This window comes from Winogradskyella sp. Asnod2-B02-A, from assembly GCF_045063645.1.
GTDB lineage: Bacteria > Bacteroidota > Bacteroidia > Flavobacteriales > Flavobacteriaceae > Winogradskyella.
Genome location: NZ_JBEFOG010000026.1, coordinates 318,544 through 335,041 on the forward strand (window position 1 = coordinate 318,544; position 16,498 = coordinate 335,041).

The window sequence follows — 16,498 nt, forward strand, 5'->3', positions numbered from 1 at the left end:
TGAACAACAACGCTTTTTATTTTTTACGTAAATCTAGGGTATAAGGAAATTCAAAATTAATAGGTAATTCTTTATAAGAAAAACGTTTTGAGCTACTTTTTTCTTCAACAGTCCTCATTGTTGGTTCAGTATCAAAAGTCATGTTTTCAAATGGACTAATTTCACCTTGTGTGTGTCCAAATTCCCAAAAACGGTTGATACGTCTAGATTCGGCTTCAAAACTGTTTACAGGATGCACGTCGTAAGAACGTCCTCCTGGATGCGCTACAAAATAGGTACAACCTCCAATAGAGCGTTTGTTCCAGGTATCTACAATATCAAAAACCAAAGGAGTATCTGCTTCAATGGTTGGGTGTAATGCCGAATATGGATTCCAAGCTTTATAGCGAATACCAGCAACAAATTCCCCTTTTACGCCAGTACTTTTCAATTGTACTTTGACTCCGTTACAGGTTAATACAAAACGTTCATCCACAAAATTGGATACTTTTACTTGTAAACGTTCTAAAGACGAATCGACATATCTGGCGGTTCCACCACCTGTCATTTCCTCACCTAAAACATTCCAAGGCTCAATGCCTGCTCGCAATTCGAGATGAATATTGTTAATTTCTAGCATGCCATGCAGTGGAAATCTAAACTCGAAAAACGGATTGAACCAATCTTCTTCAAATTGATAACCTGCTTTGTTTAATTGGGCAACAATATCTTTAATGTCTTCTCTAACATAATGTTCAATTAAGAACTTATCATGCAACTCGGTTCCCCAACGCACTAAATTGTGCTCGTATGGTTTTTTCCAGAACCAAGAGACTAAGGTTCTAACGAGTAGCATTTGTACTAAACTCATTTTTGGATGTGGAGGCATATCAAACCCACGCAATTCTAAAATCCCTAAACGTCCGGTTGACGAATCTGGAGAGTATAATTTATCGATACAGAACTCTGCTCTGTGCGTGTTTCCTGTTAAATCGGTGAGTAAGTGTCTAAATAAACGATCGGTTAACCAAAATGGGACTTCACCACCTTTTGGTATTTGGCTAAAGGCAATTTCGAGTTCATATAAATTATCTTGTCTTGCTTCATCAATCCGTGGAGCCTGACTTGTGGGCCCAACAAAAGACCCAGAAAATAAGTAACTTAATCCTGGATGATGCTGCCAAAACGTTAACAAACTTCTGAGTAAACTAGGCTTTCGTAATAACGGACTATCCGCAGGACTTGTGCCTCCTAAAGTGACATGATTACCACCACCTGTGCCTGTATGTTTACCATCTAACATAAACTTTTCAGTTCCTAAACGCGATAGTTTGGCTTGCTCATAAAACGTCATTGTGTTATGACATAAGTCTGTCCAATTGGTTACAGGATGCACGTTAACTTCAATCACACCAGGATCTGGAGTGATTTTTAAAGATTCTAACCTATTATCTTTTGGAGGATCGTAACCTTCCATAATTACAGGTACTTTTAATGCTTTCGCTGTAAATTCAATTGCAGCAATAAGGTCTAAAAAGCTTTCGGCTGAATCTAAAGGAGGTAAAAACAAATACAATTTACCATCTCGTATTTCTGAACAAATAGCCGTTCTCACAAAATAATTAGGTTGATTGCTATCGTATCCATTCGCTATAAAATCTTTATGGCGTTTTTTTACTGCGTCCCTAAAGCTTGGCAAGCGTTTCTTTTGAGAGAACAAATCGGGTTCATATACAGGAAACACTTCATTTTCTGGTTTTTCTAATAAAGAACTTAAAGGTAATCTAAGTCCCATTGGAGAATTTCCTGGAGTTAGAAATAAGTGTTGTCTTCGAAATGCCCATTCACTTGTAAACCATTTTCCTTTCGTACTATTTAAAGGCAGCAAATAGCCCACAGGAGTGGAGGTGCCATTTTCTAAAATATCTTTCAGTTTATTTTTGACTAAGGTATTGTCTCTATTTTTGGTAGGATCAACATCTATTGGGAGATTACCGTGTTCCCATAAAAAGTAAAATGCATCTTCAAAACCAGGTATTATATGCTGTGTAGAAACGCCTAAATAAGTCGTTAAGGTTTCTAGAAATAATTTATCGGTGTTTGGAGGCACTGTATAATTATCTACATATGTTCCGAGGTATTTTTTGTTGTACCATATAGGTCTTTGATCTTTTCGCCAACAAATTTCTATTTGCCATCTTGGTAGCGGTTCGCCAGGATACCATTTGCCTTGAGCATGATGTAACACACCACCTTTACCAAATTCGTGATGTAATCGTTTAGATAATTCTTTGGCAAGTTGACGTTTATGTGGTCCATCTGCATCTGTATTCCATTCTGGAGACTCTAAATCCTCAATAGAAATAAAGGTCGGTTCGCCTCCCATAGTTAAGCGCACATCATTTTTTTGTAATTGACGCTCTACTTTATGTCCTAATTTATCAATGGCTTTCCATTGGTCTTCCGTATATGGTTTTGTAACTCGTGGTGATTCAAAAATTCGTGTGACTTTATTTTCAAAAAAGAATTCCGTTTCACATTTATCGGTCATTCCCGAAACCGGAGCCGCACTTTCAAACGATGGAGTACAAGCTAAAGGAATATGACCTTCGCCAGCTAATAGGCCAGAAGTGGCATCAAAACCAATCCATCCAGCTCCAGGCAAATACACTTCTGCCCAAGCGTGTAAATCGGTGAAATCTTCTTCAGGACCAGAAGGGCCATCTAATGATTTTTCATCAGATTTTAATTGCACCAAATAACCCGAAACAAAACGTGCTCCAAAACCTAAGTGACGTAAGGTTTGCACAAACAACCACGCGTAATCTCTACACGATCCTTTTTTAGTTTCTAAAGTGTCTTCACAAGTTTGAACACCAGGATCCATTCTGATATTATAACTTAGATATTCATAAATCATTTGATTGACATGAATTAGAAAATAGATGGTTTTTCTAGGAGTATAATCTAAGGTTTCTAGAAAATCTAATAACAAGTCTCCTTTATCTGTGATTTCTAAATATGGTTGTAATTCTTTTTTAACCGTTTCGGTATATTTAAACGGAAATTCTTCGGCATATTCTTCAATAAAAAAATCGAAAGGATTAATGGTTTGTAAATCTGCAATAATCTCAACGTCCACAGACAATTCATCTGTTTTATCAGGAAACACCAAACGCGCCACGTAATTTCCAAAAGGATCTTGTTGCCAATTAAAAAACTGATTCTCTGGTGTTATCTTTATCGAATAAGATTCTATTGGAGTTCTAGAATGCGGAGCAGGTCTTAATCTAAAAACATGCGGAGATAACGACACTTTACGATCGTATTTATAAGTTGTTTTATGAGAGATTACAATTTTTAATGCCATAGCGTGCGTATAAGTTTTGAGTAACTTGATAGATTGAAAAACATCTAACGTTTATGCAAAATAAGGTATTTTACCCAAAAAAAGTATAGAAGAATTCGCTTCGCTCTATTTTTGGGAATTATCTAAATAAAGTAGAGTAGGTTTTTAAAATCGTAATTTATGTCCTTAGAAAATACTCATTTCAGAATGTGTGGTAATATCCTCTAATAATTTCATGCCTTTAAACGAGTTGCCATTGGCATTTAATCTTGGACTCCAAACAGCCATAGTATACTTATTTGGATATAATGCCACAATGCCACCACCAACACCACTTTTGCCTGGTAAGCCCACTTTAAAGGCAAATTCACCAGATTCATCATAGAATCCACAGGTAAGCATTAAAGCATTAAGACGTTTAGTTTGGCTGCTTGTTAAAATCTTTTTACCATCGTTTAGTTTTTTGCCTCCATTAGCTAAAAACGAAAAGGTACGCGATAATTGCTCGCAATTCATTTCTAAAGAACACATATCGAAATAAAAATCTAATACTTCGGCAGGATCGTTTTTAATATTACCCAAAGATTTTATAAAGTTACATAAAGCGACATTTCTATATCCAGTAGCTTTTTCAGAATCCGCTATATTATCAGAGTAGGTAAGGTTTGGGATATCACTTAGGTCTCTTACAAATTCAAGAAATTCTTCGCGCGCATTTTCTAAATGAGAGATTAAAATATCACAGATAACAATAGCACCAGAATTTACAAATGGATTACGAGGTATGCCTTTATAAGTCTCAAGTAATAAAAGGGAATCAAATTTAGTTCCAGAAGGTTCCACATCAACACGTGTCCATATTTTCTCACCAAGAAATTTAACTGCCAATGCAAGTGAAAGTACTTTAGCAATACTCTGTATAGAAAACTTTTCTAAATGATCACCAACACCGAAACTTGTACCATCTATTTTAGTCATGTGCACACCAAGCTTATCGGGATTAACATTGGCCAATTCTGGAATGTAAGTGGCTAGTTTCCCTTGGTCTTTGAGAGGTTTTGTGTGCTGGTAAGCGTTTTCTATAATACTTTTAAAATTAGAGGTCATGCTATTGCTATATTAATTTTGCTATGGCAAGATAGGCTTTAATTTTATTTTAGAATTAGATTTATAGCTGTGATTTTATGCCTTCAGTGCATTGAAGAAATACTGAGAAATTCCAAATCTTAGTTTTTTTGGAATGTTAATTAATGTGCTTACTGTATATAACGGTATGAATCAATGCAGAACCTTCTATTTCTATTTCATTACTAATTGATGCTATTGGTAATTGTTGCGCTAAAGAAACGATACTAGTCAATGTTAAAAAGAAAACACAAATAAGTTTCATCATTTAATCCTTATATTTTTTAAATTTAGTAAGATTATTTTTAAATGGTCTTGTGTTTATTCTGAATAACAACACATACTGAAATATTTTACATACTTTTTAAATGAGACGATCCGGAGGATGTTTTTGTCGTTTACTCGATTTTTCAATAGTAATCAAAATTATCCAGTGGATGATTAGTTTTTAATACGCATAGAAGTTAAATACAACGTTTATAAAAATGTTATAGTTTCAAACCCACAATTAGCTTGTACATAATCATTGACGTTATAGGACACTGCGTGTCACTAGAACTATGATTATGTCAAATATCGCTGAAAAGCGCTATTACGCTAATTGTTAGTGAGTGTCCTATAATGTACTTGCGTTATGTACAACATGGGCTTTATTCACAAGGTTTCAATTTTAAACTATTGAGTTCATGAATCTCGCAAGCTCGATTTAAGTTAAAAGCGCATGTTAGTCAGCTTATTCTAGAAAAATTTAATCTATAAGTTTATTTACTCAGTTAATGACATCGAGGTACGAGATGCATGAACACCTCTAAAACAATATTAACCTAGTGAATAAACACTCTTTTTCCTCGAGGGTGGAGTAGTGGCAGAAAACGTGTGTGGAATGAGTTTAAATTAACTAATTTTTAAATATTTACGGTTTTCCTCAAATCTAATTCTTACAAATTTTACTATATTTAAGCACTCCCTTAATTAATAGCAATTCTTATTAAATTTCATCTGTCGATGAAGAAGTATGCAATGTAATAATCTCTCAAACCGTAATTGAGTTTTTAGAGATAGGTTATACCGTATGCCGTATTCATTCGATATAATTTTAATTAATATATTAAGATATGGATAAACATTATTGGAAAAATGCATACAAGGACTCTTGGGAAGCTTCAGCATCAAAAGAAAAGTATGTAAAAGAAATAATTGAAAAACAAACTGGGTTAGAGGTTCTAGAAATTGGTTTAGGAGCTGGTAGTTCTGAATTTATTGAAGGTAATGCTAAGGATAATGAGTTAGAAAAAGGGGATGCGGATTTATACGTAAAAGATAAAGATTGCTTTATAGAGGTCACGGGACCAAATATTAAAATGGACTTTGATAGACCACTTTGGATTAGACCAGATAAATTAAGAAATGCTTATAGAAAACTACGAGATGGTAAAGGTAAACTACATGTGATTATACATGTTTTAAATGAGAAAAATGACGAAATTACTATTAGAGTAATTGTATTAGATAATTTGTTTTTTGATCATTTAATCACTAAGAAATCTTTTAATTTGGTAAAACCAAAAATAAGAGGGAGGGAAGAAACTTATTATGAAATTCCACCAAAGCATGAAACTATAATATCACTCGAGGATTTTTTAACAAAATTAAGAAATCTATAAAAATATTTAATTATCTGAAAGATGAGAATCAAAAATATAAAAATCCACAATTTTAGACTGCTATCAAAAGCATCTTTAGATTTAGAAGATGATATTACCTTAATTGTTGGGAGGAATAATACTGGAAAGACGTCACTACTAGAAGTCATTAAAGTTTTTCTTTCCTCTGAAGATAAGTTATCATTTGAAGATTTCTCTCAATCTTCTTACAGTAAATTCAAAGAACTTTATTCTAAATATGTAAATACTTTAGACCCAGATATATCTGAAGAAGATACAAAAGAGCTAGAGCAAACAATTCAAAAGGAGTTTCCAAAAATTCAATTACAAATTGAGTTTGAGTATGATAAAATAAAGGATTCACTAATAAACTTGAGTGAATTCATAACAGATTTAGATGAAAATAGAAATGATGCTTGTGTTTTATTGTCCTATGAATCATATAATGCAATTGGGGTATTGAAAGCCTTCCATAATAGAGAGGAAAGATCAACTGAAATCCTTCAATATTTAAAGGATAATATAAAATCAAGTTTTAAAATAAAATGTTTTGCAAAAGATATTTTAACTCAATACACAAGAGAAATAGATTTAGGCTTCAGGGAAAAGGTTAGAAAAGTCGTTGTATTTCAAGAAATAAAGGCAATGAGAATCCTTGATGATAAGAAGTCTGATAGTAATAAAACATTGGCTACAGGGTTTTCAAAATACTATAATGAAAGAGATAGAACAGATGATAATGTTAAAGAAGTAGAAAACTCTCTAAAAGAAATTTCGGTTGTTCTAAAAGAGAAATATGATGCAGTTTTAGATAGTATACTTGGTGACTTAAAGAAGTTTGGTGCAAAAACACCTATAGTTATCCCAGAGATCTCTATTGCTTCTGAATTTGATTCTGAATCAGTAATAAAAAATAATATAAAATACTATTACAGACAAGAAGAAATAGATTTGCCAGAAAGTTATAATGGATTAGGGTATAGCAACCTAATTTATATGGTACTCGAATTGGCAAGTTTTATTGAGCATTTTAGAAATTCGAAGGAGGAGAAAGTTGCAGAATTCTTAACTGTTTTAATTGAGGAACCTGAAGCTCATATGCATCCTCAGATGCAACAAGTTTTCATAAGTCAAATTAAAGGGATAGTTGAAGATGCTGAAAAAGATGGAGTCTTTGTTCAATTAATTATTTCTTCACATTCATCTCACATACTGTCAGAAGCAGGCATTGATAAAGAAAAAGGGTTTAGAAGAATTAGGTATTTTAATAGGGTTGAAAACAAAATTCAAATCAAAGATTTTAATAAACTTAGAATCGTTAACGAACAAAAAACTGCTCGGTTTCTACGTCAGTACTTAACATTGCATAAATCCGATTTGTTTTTTTCTGATAAAGTTATTATAGTAGAGGGAACTACTGAGAGAATGCTACTTCCACAAATGATTAGAAAAGTAGCTCCTGATTTAGTAACAGAGTATGTGAGTATATTGGAGGTTGGCGGTGCTTATACCCATAAATTCAAAGAAATACTTGAATTTCTTAATCTAAAAACTTTGATTATCACAGATATTGATTCAGTTGATTCTAAAAATGGGGAGAAATGCCCAGTAAATAATGGTAATAACGGAGAATTAACCTCAAATCAAACGTTAAAAAATTGGTTGCCAAAAAAAGCAACCATAAAAGAATTGATAGAGGTTAAAGATACAGATAAGGTAGAATCGAATCTTATAAAAATAGCTTATCAAACCGAAGAAAATGGAAAAATAGGTAGAAGTTTAGAAGAAGCATTTATAATTGCTAATCTTGATTTTTTAAAAACAGAAATACCACAACCAGAGGATGCAAATTTTAAGCCAGCAAAAGAATTCTCGCTTTTCATTAGGAAGGGTTTGGCCAAATTGGATACAGATTCACCTTATAACTTGGCACCAGTAACTTCAGGTGCAAAAACTAATTTCACTTTCGATTTAATGTCTTTTCCAGAAGACAAATATGGGGACTGGAATGTTCCAAAATACATATCGGAAGGATTAAAATGGTTGGTAAAACCATTAGAGTCAAAAATCGAAAATGAAGAAATAGATTATAATGAAGACTGAGAATAATATGAATGCATTTGAAGAAATTAAGCAGCTGATTTTTGAAAAAAAGAGTTTTGTTTTAGAAGCTGGAGCAGGTTCTGGAAAAACATATACATTAATCCAAACATTAAACTTTTTACTTCAGAACGAATCTGATAATTTGAAATATAAAAATCAAAAAATTGTTTGTATTACTTATACTAATGTTGCAAAAAATCAAATTATAGAAAGAATTCAAAATAACCCTTTAGTTATAGTTTTAACAATTCACGAGTTTCTTTGGGATTGTATAAAATCATTTAACAAACAACTCATAAAAGAATTTGATAATGTTAATACAGATCTGCACAATCAAAAACCTGATAAAATAGAATTATTAAACTTAATTGATAAAATTGACAAAGTAGAATATGAAGATTGGGTTTTTAGTGATTTCGAACAAGGAAAAGTCGGACATGATGATTTAATACTATTATCAAAAAAAATGTTTGAAGCTAATGAATTACTTACAACTATAATTGCTGAAAAATACCCATATATATTTATTGATGAATATCAAGATACTGCTGAAGATACTGTAATCGCTTTTATAGATTATTTGTTGGAACGGAATAAGGACAAGTTAATAATTGGATTCTATGGTGATTCTTATCAAAAAATATATGACACTGGTGTTGGCTCATTACAGCATTATATAGATATCAAAAAAATAACTTTAGTTACTAAACCAGAAAACTATAGAAGTTCTACAGAAATAATTAGATTACTAAACAATATAAGGGATAATATTAAACAAGAGATACCAGAAGGTGTAGATATTGTTTCTGGAGATGTTGAGTTTATTAATTGTAATAATTATCCAGAAAAAGTTGCTAAGCAGGGTGTTAGGGATTATGAAAATTCTTTAATTCCAATTAAAAACAGCAATTATGAATCGGTAAAAAAAGAACTTGAAAGCAACGGTTGGGACTTTGGTAAGAATAGTAAGGATAAAATATTGATTATTGCTAATAGTAGGGTTTCTCAAAGAGGTGGCTTTGGAAATTTATATAAAACCTATTCTAAGAGATATGGACAATTGGCAAACGATAGATTATTAAAAAGAGATCATCCATTAACTACTTTATTTGTTGGTACTATTGATAAAAAGACTTCCACTGAAAGAGAAATTGGAATTGAACATTTAGTTAAATTTTATCAAGATAAAGATTATGCTAATTTGATTTCTTTTTTGAACAAAAATAGTGGGATATCCACAAAATTAAATAAACACTCAAATAAGAAAGAAATAACAGATAAAATAGGTGAGTTAATTAAAATTAGAGAATCTAAAACTATTAAGGATGTTATAGATTTTGTTGAAACTAATGCACTTGTAGTCTTTAATAATGGAACTCAAAAATTAATTGAAAAATCTAAGATGAATTTGGATGACATAGTAGATGAAGATGAAAAAAAGAAAATAAAAAAGGATGTAGATTTTTTCAATTCGTTAATGCTTCTTCAATATGATGAAGTCATTAAGTTATTTAAGCATTCACAAAATGAGAATGTGTTTTCAACTAAACATGGAACAAAAGGAGAAGAATATCGGAATGTTCTTGTAATAATAGATGATACATCATGGAAGCAAAAGTATAACTTTCAGAATTTTTTTGATAATTCTGAAGATAACCAAGATAGAAAATTAAGAACTAAGAACTTATTCTATGTTTCATGTTCAAGAGCAAAAGAAAAGCTCATCGTCTTGGCATTATCGAAAATGGAAATCTCAGCTATGAAAGTTATAAGGAATTGGTTTGGTGATAATAAGGTTTCAACTATTGGTAGTCCTAAAATCAATTAATGGATGGATAGTTTTAATCTATATAAAGAAGCAAAAGATTATTATGATCAAATTATTCCGAAAAAAACGGATGGTTTGATTTTGCTGTCGCTTTACGAAAAGTTTAGAGAAGATAATTTTAATGAAAATGATTTTCTTAGAACTATAAATCAAACTCTAAAAGATTTAGGCAAGCAAAGTTCAAGAAAAGAATACGAAAGAAACAACTCAATTATATTAAGACTTCAGGATTATTTTATTTGGCGGGATAAAACCAACAAAACCTATCGCTTAAAGCCCTATGGCTTAGAATTCTGCAAACGCACGCAAAAAAGACTAATAGAAGGATATAGTCCTGCTAAAATTAAACGTTGGTTTGACGATTTATATAATCGTTTAAAAGAATCTGTTGATCAGGGCGATTTCAAATTGTGGATAGAAGATCATTTTAATGAACGCCATATCCAATTGGGTGAGCAGATTGAAATTTTAGATCAACAAGTTAATGAGTCCGTAGAAGAGTTCAAAAAACTTATTAAAAGTGAAGAGAATAAGAATGACATTATCGCTTTCATTCGATCAATAGAAAATAAACTAGAGGTAATCAAGGAGCAAGCAATAGAGCTTTCCAAAGCATTTAGAGGTACATATGATATTGATGAAATTCTAACTAATATGCTTCAAGAAGAGGAGCAAAGTGAGCATTTAATTGACAATCGAAGGGTAAGAGAGTTTAATAATCATGTTCGTTCTCAATTAGAACAAGTAAGTCAGAGAATCGACAAGATTAAACCAAGAATACGAGAATTTATTTACGATTTTAATCAACGAGATTTCGATCGCAAAACAGATCGATTTTTGACATATTTATTGACATATTCCAAATCCTCTCAAAGGAATATTAGCCTTCCAAAAGGTATACCAAGAAAGATAATTCGCAAACAGGATTTAGAACGAAAATTTACAATTATTCCTGAAAAAGATATTAGCCCTAAAACAGCACAGATTCTATCTGAAAGGAAGGTCAACCAAGAGGGGCAAAAGAAAATGTTGAATAAAGCTCTAAAATGGAAATATGAGAAAGACCGTGTTAAGTATTGGACCAGAATAGCAGTGCAAAAGATAGAGCAAAAAGGGGAATTAACTTTTTCTCCTTTTTTCTTCAAAATTCTGAAAGAAGAAGAGAAAAGACTAAGCATTGGAGTAAAAACGGCTCAACAAGTACTAGAAAAGAGCTTTTACGAGAAAGACTATTCCGTTACAATAGATAAAGAAAAGCAATCAGATGAAGAAATTAAAAACCTTAGCTTATGGGAGATGAGAATACAGAAGAAGTAAGTCGCAATGATTTTTTGCATGATAATAAGGTTGAACAAGTATTTGCCAAATTAGATTATGCCTTGAGAAGTGGTATTCATATACAGAGAGACTATCCCAAACCTGGTGAGCTTTTCCGCTTTCTAGAACGAAATTTTGATAGTTTAAAATTGTATTACTATGAGTTATTTCAGATAATTTTAAGCAAACAAGGCAACGATTTTAAACACTATTATTTTATTGATTTTGAAGAAGGTAATCGTGGAGCAATACCAACATCTTCGAGAGATTATTTGGACACAGAAGTAATTATTATTGGCATGCTATTCTTTAAGCTATATCAAATAGATGGCAACATAGAATTAGATACTGTCGATGATTTTATTTCTACTCTGATATCAGAGTATGATGATGAAAAAGAAGCTCTGTTCAAATTAATTAGTAATTCAAGAAGCGGCAAAAGCACTGATTTTAATGATGAAAAAGTCATAGCACTAATAAAAAAAGCATTTGATACCTTTAATCATTTAGGATGGATTGAATGGGAGGATAATCAGATAAAAAATCGCTTTAAGCCACTTCCTTCATTTGAGCGATTGAGAATTCTTTATCAAAGCCAAATTAATAATATCGACCAATTACTAGCCCAAAACGAAAATGCAAAATAATTTCCCAAGAGTCCATAGCCTATCAACCATTGGTATTAAGCAACACTTCAATTGTGATTATATTTTTCACCCTTTGCGAACAGATTTTAGTGGAGAAAGTGGAAGTGGAAAGAGCATGGTTGCCGATATGTTTCAACTCATTTTAGTTGGCTCTAAACTTTTTAAGTCCTCCACTGAAAGTAACAAGGTGCGCGATGTTAAAGGAATGGTTATAAAGCCTAAAGGTAAACAACACGGTTTGGCATATACTTTTTTGAATATAGAAGTTGCGCATGAGAAATATCTTGTTATTGGAGTATTTATAGAAAGTTCTAATAATAAGGCTGACCCTTTCATTATCCAAGGGAGCTACGACTGGGAAAGTGATTTAACAGCTCTTTCAAGCCCTATATACAATAAGGATTTATTACTTGATAATGCAATACAACGAGTGGAAGTTTTGCAAGAGCAACTTACAGAAGTAAGATTAAAACGTTTTAATTTGAAGGATTATCACCAATTATTATTTAATAATGGCTTGATTGCTTTAGATTTCAATTATGATAAAACCTTAGATAGTTACGCAAGTATACTACGCTCTTTTTCAAGAGGCAAAGGCTTTAAAAAAGATACTCATTCTTTGAAGAAATTTCTGTTTGGTGATACTGAACAAGATAGAATCATGCAGAAATATAAAGAGGAAGTAACAGGAATCCAGAATGAATTTCATGAACAAGAACGCTATACGAAAGAAATACAAAGAATTGATAAGAAACAAGAGCAGGTTAAAAATATCATAAAAGTTTACAATTTTTTCACAGATAAACAGCTAGAGTACTACACTGCTAAAAATTGGTTTTGGGAATGTAAGTTCAATGAAAGTAAATCAATTTATAAAAAAGCAAAAAAAAACTATCGTAAGAGTTATACCAAATGGCTTTTAATAAACAAAAAAGAGATAGAATTAGAAATAGTAGAGCTTCAAAAACTTAAATCATTACTTTCTAATTTGACGAAAATACAATCTTCAAAGGAATCTTACAAGGAGGGAATTATTCATCCAAAGCAACAGTTTGAACTAGCTTCTGATCAAAAGAAGAAAATTGATAAGATGGATGAATGGTTAGGGCGTTACAATAAAGTTGAGAAGCTAAAACAAGTTTATAAAGAACAACAAGATAAAATAATCGAAAAGGAAATACTACAAAGTTTTATTCAACACTTGAAGATTAATAAGCAATTTGAAGCTTTTGAAAAATCAGAATGGTTAAAGGACTTTAATCAGACTTCATTAAACTTTGAGTATGAAATAGCAATACTAATAGCAAAAATAGAAGAGCTAAAAGCTCTAGCTGTCTTTTCTGATGAGAAAAACGAAGATTCTTTAGCTATATGGGCGAAAGATAATTTGGAATTACCACTTACATCTGAAGTTGAGAGTGTATTGGTACATTTTCAATCTTTACCGAGAGAAAAAACAGAACTGAAGGCAGGTAAAAGGTATTTGCCGTTTCCAGAAGAATTATTTAATGGATTAGATATTAAGGATAAATCCAAGGATGGCTTTTGGGTCAATTTAGATGGAGTTTATGAATATATCAGATATATGCCTAAACAGTATTTGAACGGCACAGACGCTAAAAAGATACTCAACCAACTTTCCAAGATAAACAGCAATGTTAGGCAAGAACTATCGGAACTGGAAAAGGAGAAACTAGAAGTTGAAGCATTAAAAAAAGCATTGTTTGAATACGCAGGATTAGAAAAAGCGGTTCAATTATTCTCCAATAAAGAGGAAATAGAGACTTTTCAACTTGACCCTGAATTTAGAATTAGTCAGGAAGAATTTGACAAATATCTTGCAATGTATCAAATAAAAGATAGTGTAGTTCTAAATTATAAGGGTGCTGAATCTACCTATATTTCTATTAGATCGAAAGGTCAGTCAATAGAAAAAAAGAAAGAACATATCAATTTGCAATTACAACCTATTTTAACACATTTTGATAAAAGGAGGCTTAGCAATGAGGAAACTAATCAACTAATTAATAAAAGAAAGATACAATTAGAAATACTTAACTCAGAAATCAAAGATTATACACAGGAATCAGTAATGGAAGGTTCATATAAAGATCTGTTTCCTTCCGAACCAACCTTGAACAGGATTATAGTACTAAAAGCTGATATAAAAATCGAACTGTATGAAAAGGAGAATGAAAAGATTAATTCGAAAAGATTAAAAGCGGAGACAAAATATAAATTACAAGAAGCTAAAAATGATTACCTATCTGTTTTTCATGAAGATTTTGATTTTACTGAAGAACCTAAACATGTAGATTATAATCCCGATGATGGACAAAATTGCCTGAAGGAACAGTATCAGAAACTTGAAACAAAGTTTCAAGAAAGATATGACACTATAAAAGAAACAATCGAAGATCAATCTCAATTAATAGACTATTCGGTGGGAATGCTAGCTCATAAGCTGTTACCAACCGTTTTTCCAAATTCTAAAATTGAGATCAGTAAAGTTGACGATAAAATAGCCGAACGATTAAGTGCTTTAATGAAATCCGTTCAGGAGATAGGTTCCAGAAAAGTCGAGATTTTAAAAAGAGTGTTGACAGAAGTGTATAATACATATAATCAATATCTAGAAAAAATTCAGTTAATAGATAACTATCTAAAAAAGCAAAACCACGCCATTACGGGAAATAACAAAGCATCACTGAAGTATAAATCGTCAATGGATTATCCTTCCAAATGGATGAATCCATTTCGTAAACAACTGGATGAAAAATTAGCAGAAGTTAGAACAAATGTTGGGTTTTTTGAAGATTTGAAAAAAGAAATAGACATTAATAAAATGATGCTTTCGGCCTTTCAAAATGAAGGAGGTAGTACAAAAGCGACAATAGAAGATATTCTAAACCCTAAGTCTTATTTCGATTTGGATTTTGATATTAAACTGGAGAGTGGTGAAAGTAATGCAGGAAGTCAAGGACAAACTTATACTGCTAACGCCTTGCTCGGTTTAGCGAGGTTGTCGTTGATTGAAACCAAAAATAGAAGAGGAATTCAAGTTATGCCTATTGATGAAGCGGAAGGTTTGGGCAACAATTATAACATGCTACACGATTTGGCAAAAAAAGAGAAGTACCAGATTATTTCCATGTCTATTGAAACAGCTGGAGAGATTGAAGAAGGGGAGCAATACATTTACCTGATGAGTGAGAATAATTTAGCAGACGACACCACTTACGTGCCGCCTTTGGGTATCTTTAGTGATGAAAGGGTAGAGGAGGATATAGAATCATTTATTTATAATAAATCTCGAAAAGATGTTGAATGAAAATCTATCATGGAGAGAACTAAAAGCTTTAAATGATTTATATCATAAAAGATTTACCAGAGCCAAAATTCAAAAGCATCCCTATATCAAGTTTCTTTTTGAAGTAAAAGGGTTAATAGATCATAAACCTGCCAATACAAGGGTGTTAGTTCCTGCGACAAATTTTGATTCATTTTACAAAGAACGCTTCGAAAGCCACTTTCAGGAATATCTCGACTTTTTTAATCAATACACATTCTTAAAGCCTCAATCCAATTATAAAGAAAGAGACATTCGAGTATTGATGCTTATTGCTAATCAAAAAGAACAGATTTTAGAACAGCAGTATAGCAGAAAGAAGTTTTCAAATCATTTTTTTGAAGAAGATGCTAAATATTTAATTCCTGAGTCATCATTGGAGAAAGCAATACTCAATATCCTCGATTTAAAACAATTTGTTGGAGTTGACCCGAAAGATTTGCAATATAGGACTGTATTGGATTGTGAAACCCCAAAGCTGATTGTACTATGTGAAAATTTAGATTTTCTTTTATATCCTGAGGTAGCGAGAGAGCATAATATCTGGTTGTGGTATGTTGGAGGAAACAATATTAAAAAATTAGATCATTTACCATCTATTGATTATCCTATCTTTTATTCGTGTGATTGGGACTATCATGGATTAGTTATTTATCAGCGTATTCAAGAGAAAATACCTAAAATAAAATTACTCTATCCTTCAGCAATTGGAAAAGCAAAGAGCGTTTATTCAAAAAATCATAATAGTGATTGGCATTATGATCAAAGCTTTTCAGGTTTAGATAATACTATTTATTCTGAAAGTACAATTCAACTCATAAAACAGCTAATATCAAAAAAGCAATGGATCGAAGAAGAATCGAATGATTTGGTAAAGATGGTTGATGAACTTAAAATTTAGTTTATTTAATATTATGTAAAATAGAATTTCAATGCAATCCACGAGAATCGTCTAAAATTTTTTATCACGTACATTTTGTCGTTTACGCGATTTTTAATAGAACTAAAAAGATAGCTTTTATTGTGCGGCTGGCAAGCGGCTGGAAATTGCATATAAAATAAATTACAATAGTAATTTGATTTTATCAACGCAATATGCGGTTGACAGCGGACATTTGACATACTATAGAAATAAAA

At 31.8% G+C, this 16,498-nt stretch carries 10 protein-coding genes; 7 read left to right on the forward strand and 3 right to left on the reverse strand.

From position 1 onward, the window contains the following. Nucleotides 1–16: 16 nt before the first annotated feature. The 3 genes from ACJJVO_RS04915 to ACJJVO_RS04925 all read right to left on the reverse strand — a co-directional run bounded on the left by ACJJVO_RS04915 (nt 17) and on the right by ACJJVO_RS04925 (nt 4,721). Complete coding sequence (locus ACJJVO_RS04915) at nt 17–3,349, reverse strand: DUF2126 domain-containing protein (protein ID WP_405571164.1); 3,333 nt, start codon at nt 3,347–3,349, stop codon at nt 17–19. Between the two features lie 165 nt (nt 3,350–3,514). Next, a complete protein-coding gene (locus ACJJVO_RS04920) occupies nt 3,515–4,435 on the reverse strand; it encodes a glutaminase (RefSeq protein ID WP_405571167.1) in 921 nt (306 codons plus the stop codon). Nucleotides 4,436–4,571: 136 nt separating this feature from the next. Further along, nucleotides 4,572–4,721, reverse strand: a complete 150-nt coding sequence (locus ACJJVO_RS04925; RefSeq protein WP_405571169.1) for a hypothetical protein — start codon at nt 4,719–4,721, stop codon at nt 4,572–4,574. Between the two features lie 847 nt (nt 4,722–5,568). Here ACJJVO_RS04925 and ACJJVO_RS04930 point away from each other — a divergent pair. From ACJJVO_RS04930 to ACJJVO_RS04960, 7 genes are read left to right on the forward strand one after another with little or no spacing between them, the layout of a single operon-like run. Further along, a complete protein-coding gene (locus tag ACJJVO_RS04930; RefSeq protein ID WP_405571171.1) occupies nt 5,569–6,117 on the forward strand; it encodes a hypothetical protein in 549 nt (182 codons plus the stop codon). A gap of 21 nt (nt 6,118–6,138) precedes the next feature. After that, nucleotides 6,139–8,220 (forward strand): ATP-dependent nuclease, encoded by a 2,082-nt coding sequence (locus ACJJVO_RS04935; protein ID WP_405571174.1) that lies wholly within the window; start codon nt 6,139–6,141, stop codon nt 8,218–8,220. After that, on the forward strand, nt 8,210–10,048 hold the full coding sequence (locus tag ACJJVO_RS04940) for a UvrD-helicase domain-containing protein (protein WP_405571177.1): 1,839 nt from the start codon (nt 8,210–8,212) through the stop codon (nt 10,046–10,048). Before ACJJVO_RS04935 ends, ACJJVO_RS04940 begins: the two co-directional genes overlap by 11 nt. A gap of 3 nt (nt 10,049–10,051) precedes the next feature. After that, nucleotides 10,052–11,365, forward strand: a complete 1,314-nt coding sequence (locus ACJJVO_RS04945) for a hypothetical protein (protein WP_405571179.1) — start codon at nt 10,052–10,054, stop codon at nt 11,363–11,365. Then, nucleotides 11,338–12,012 (forward strand): condensin complex protein MksE, encoded by a 675-nt coding sequence (locus ACJJVO_RS04950; RefSeq protein WP_405571181.1) that lies wholly within the window; start codon nt 11,338–11,340, stop codon nt 12,010–12,012. The genes ACJJVO_RS04945 and ACJJVO_RS04950 overlap by 28 nt, the downstream gene beginning before the upstream one ends. Beyond that, nucleotides 12,002–15,343 (forward strand): hypothetical protein, encoded by a 3,342-nt coding sequence (locus ACJJVO_RS04955; protein WP_405571184.1) that lies wholly within the window; start codon nt 12,002–12,004, stop codon nt 15,341–15,343. Before ACJJVO_RS04950 ends, ACJJVO_RS04955 begins: the two co-directional genes overlap by 11 nt. Next, a complete protein-coding gene (locus ACJJVO_RS04960) occupies nt 15,333–16,262 on the forward strand; it encodes a hypothetical protein (protein WP_405571187.1) in 930 nt (309 codons plus the stop codon). The genes ACJJVO_RS04955 and ACJJVO_RS04960 overlap by 11 nt, the downstream gene beginning before the upstream one ends. Nucleotides 16,263–16,498 lie beyond the last annotated feature (236 nt).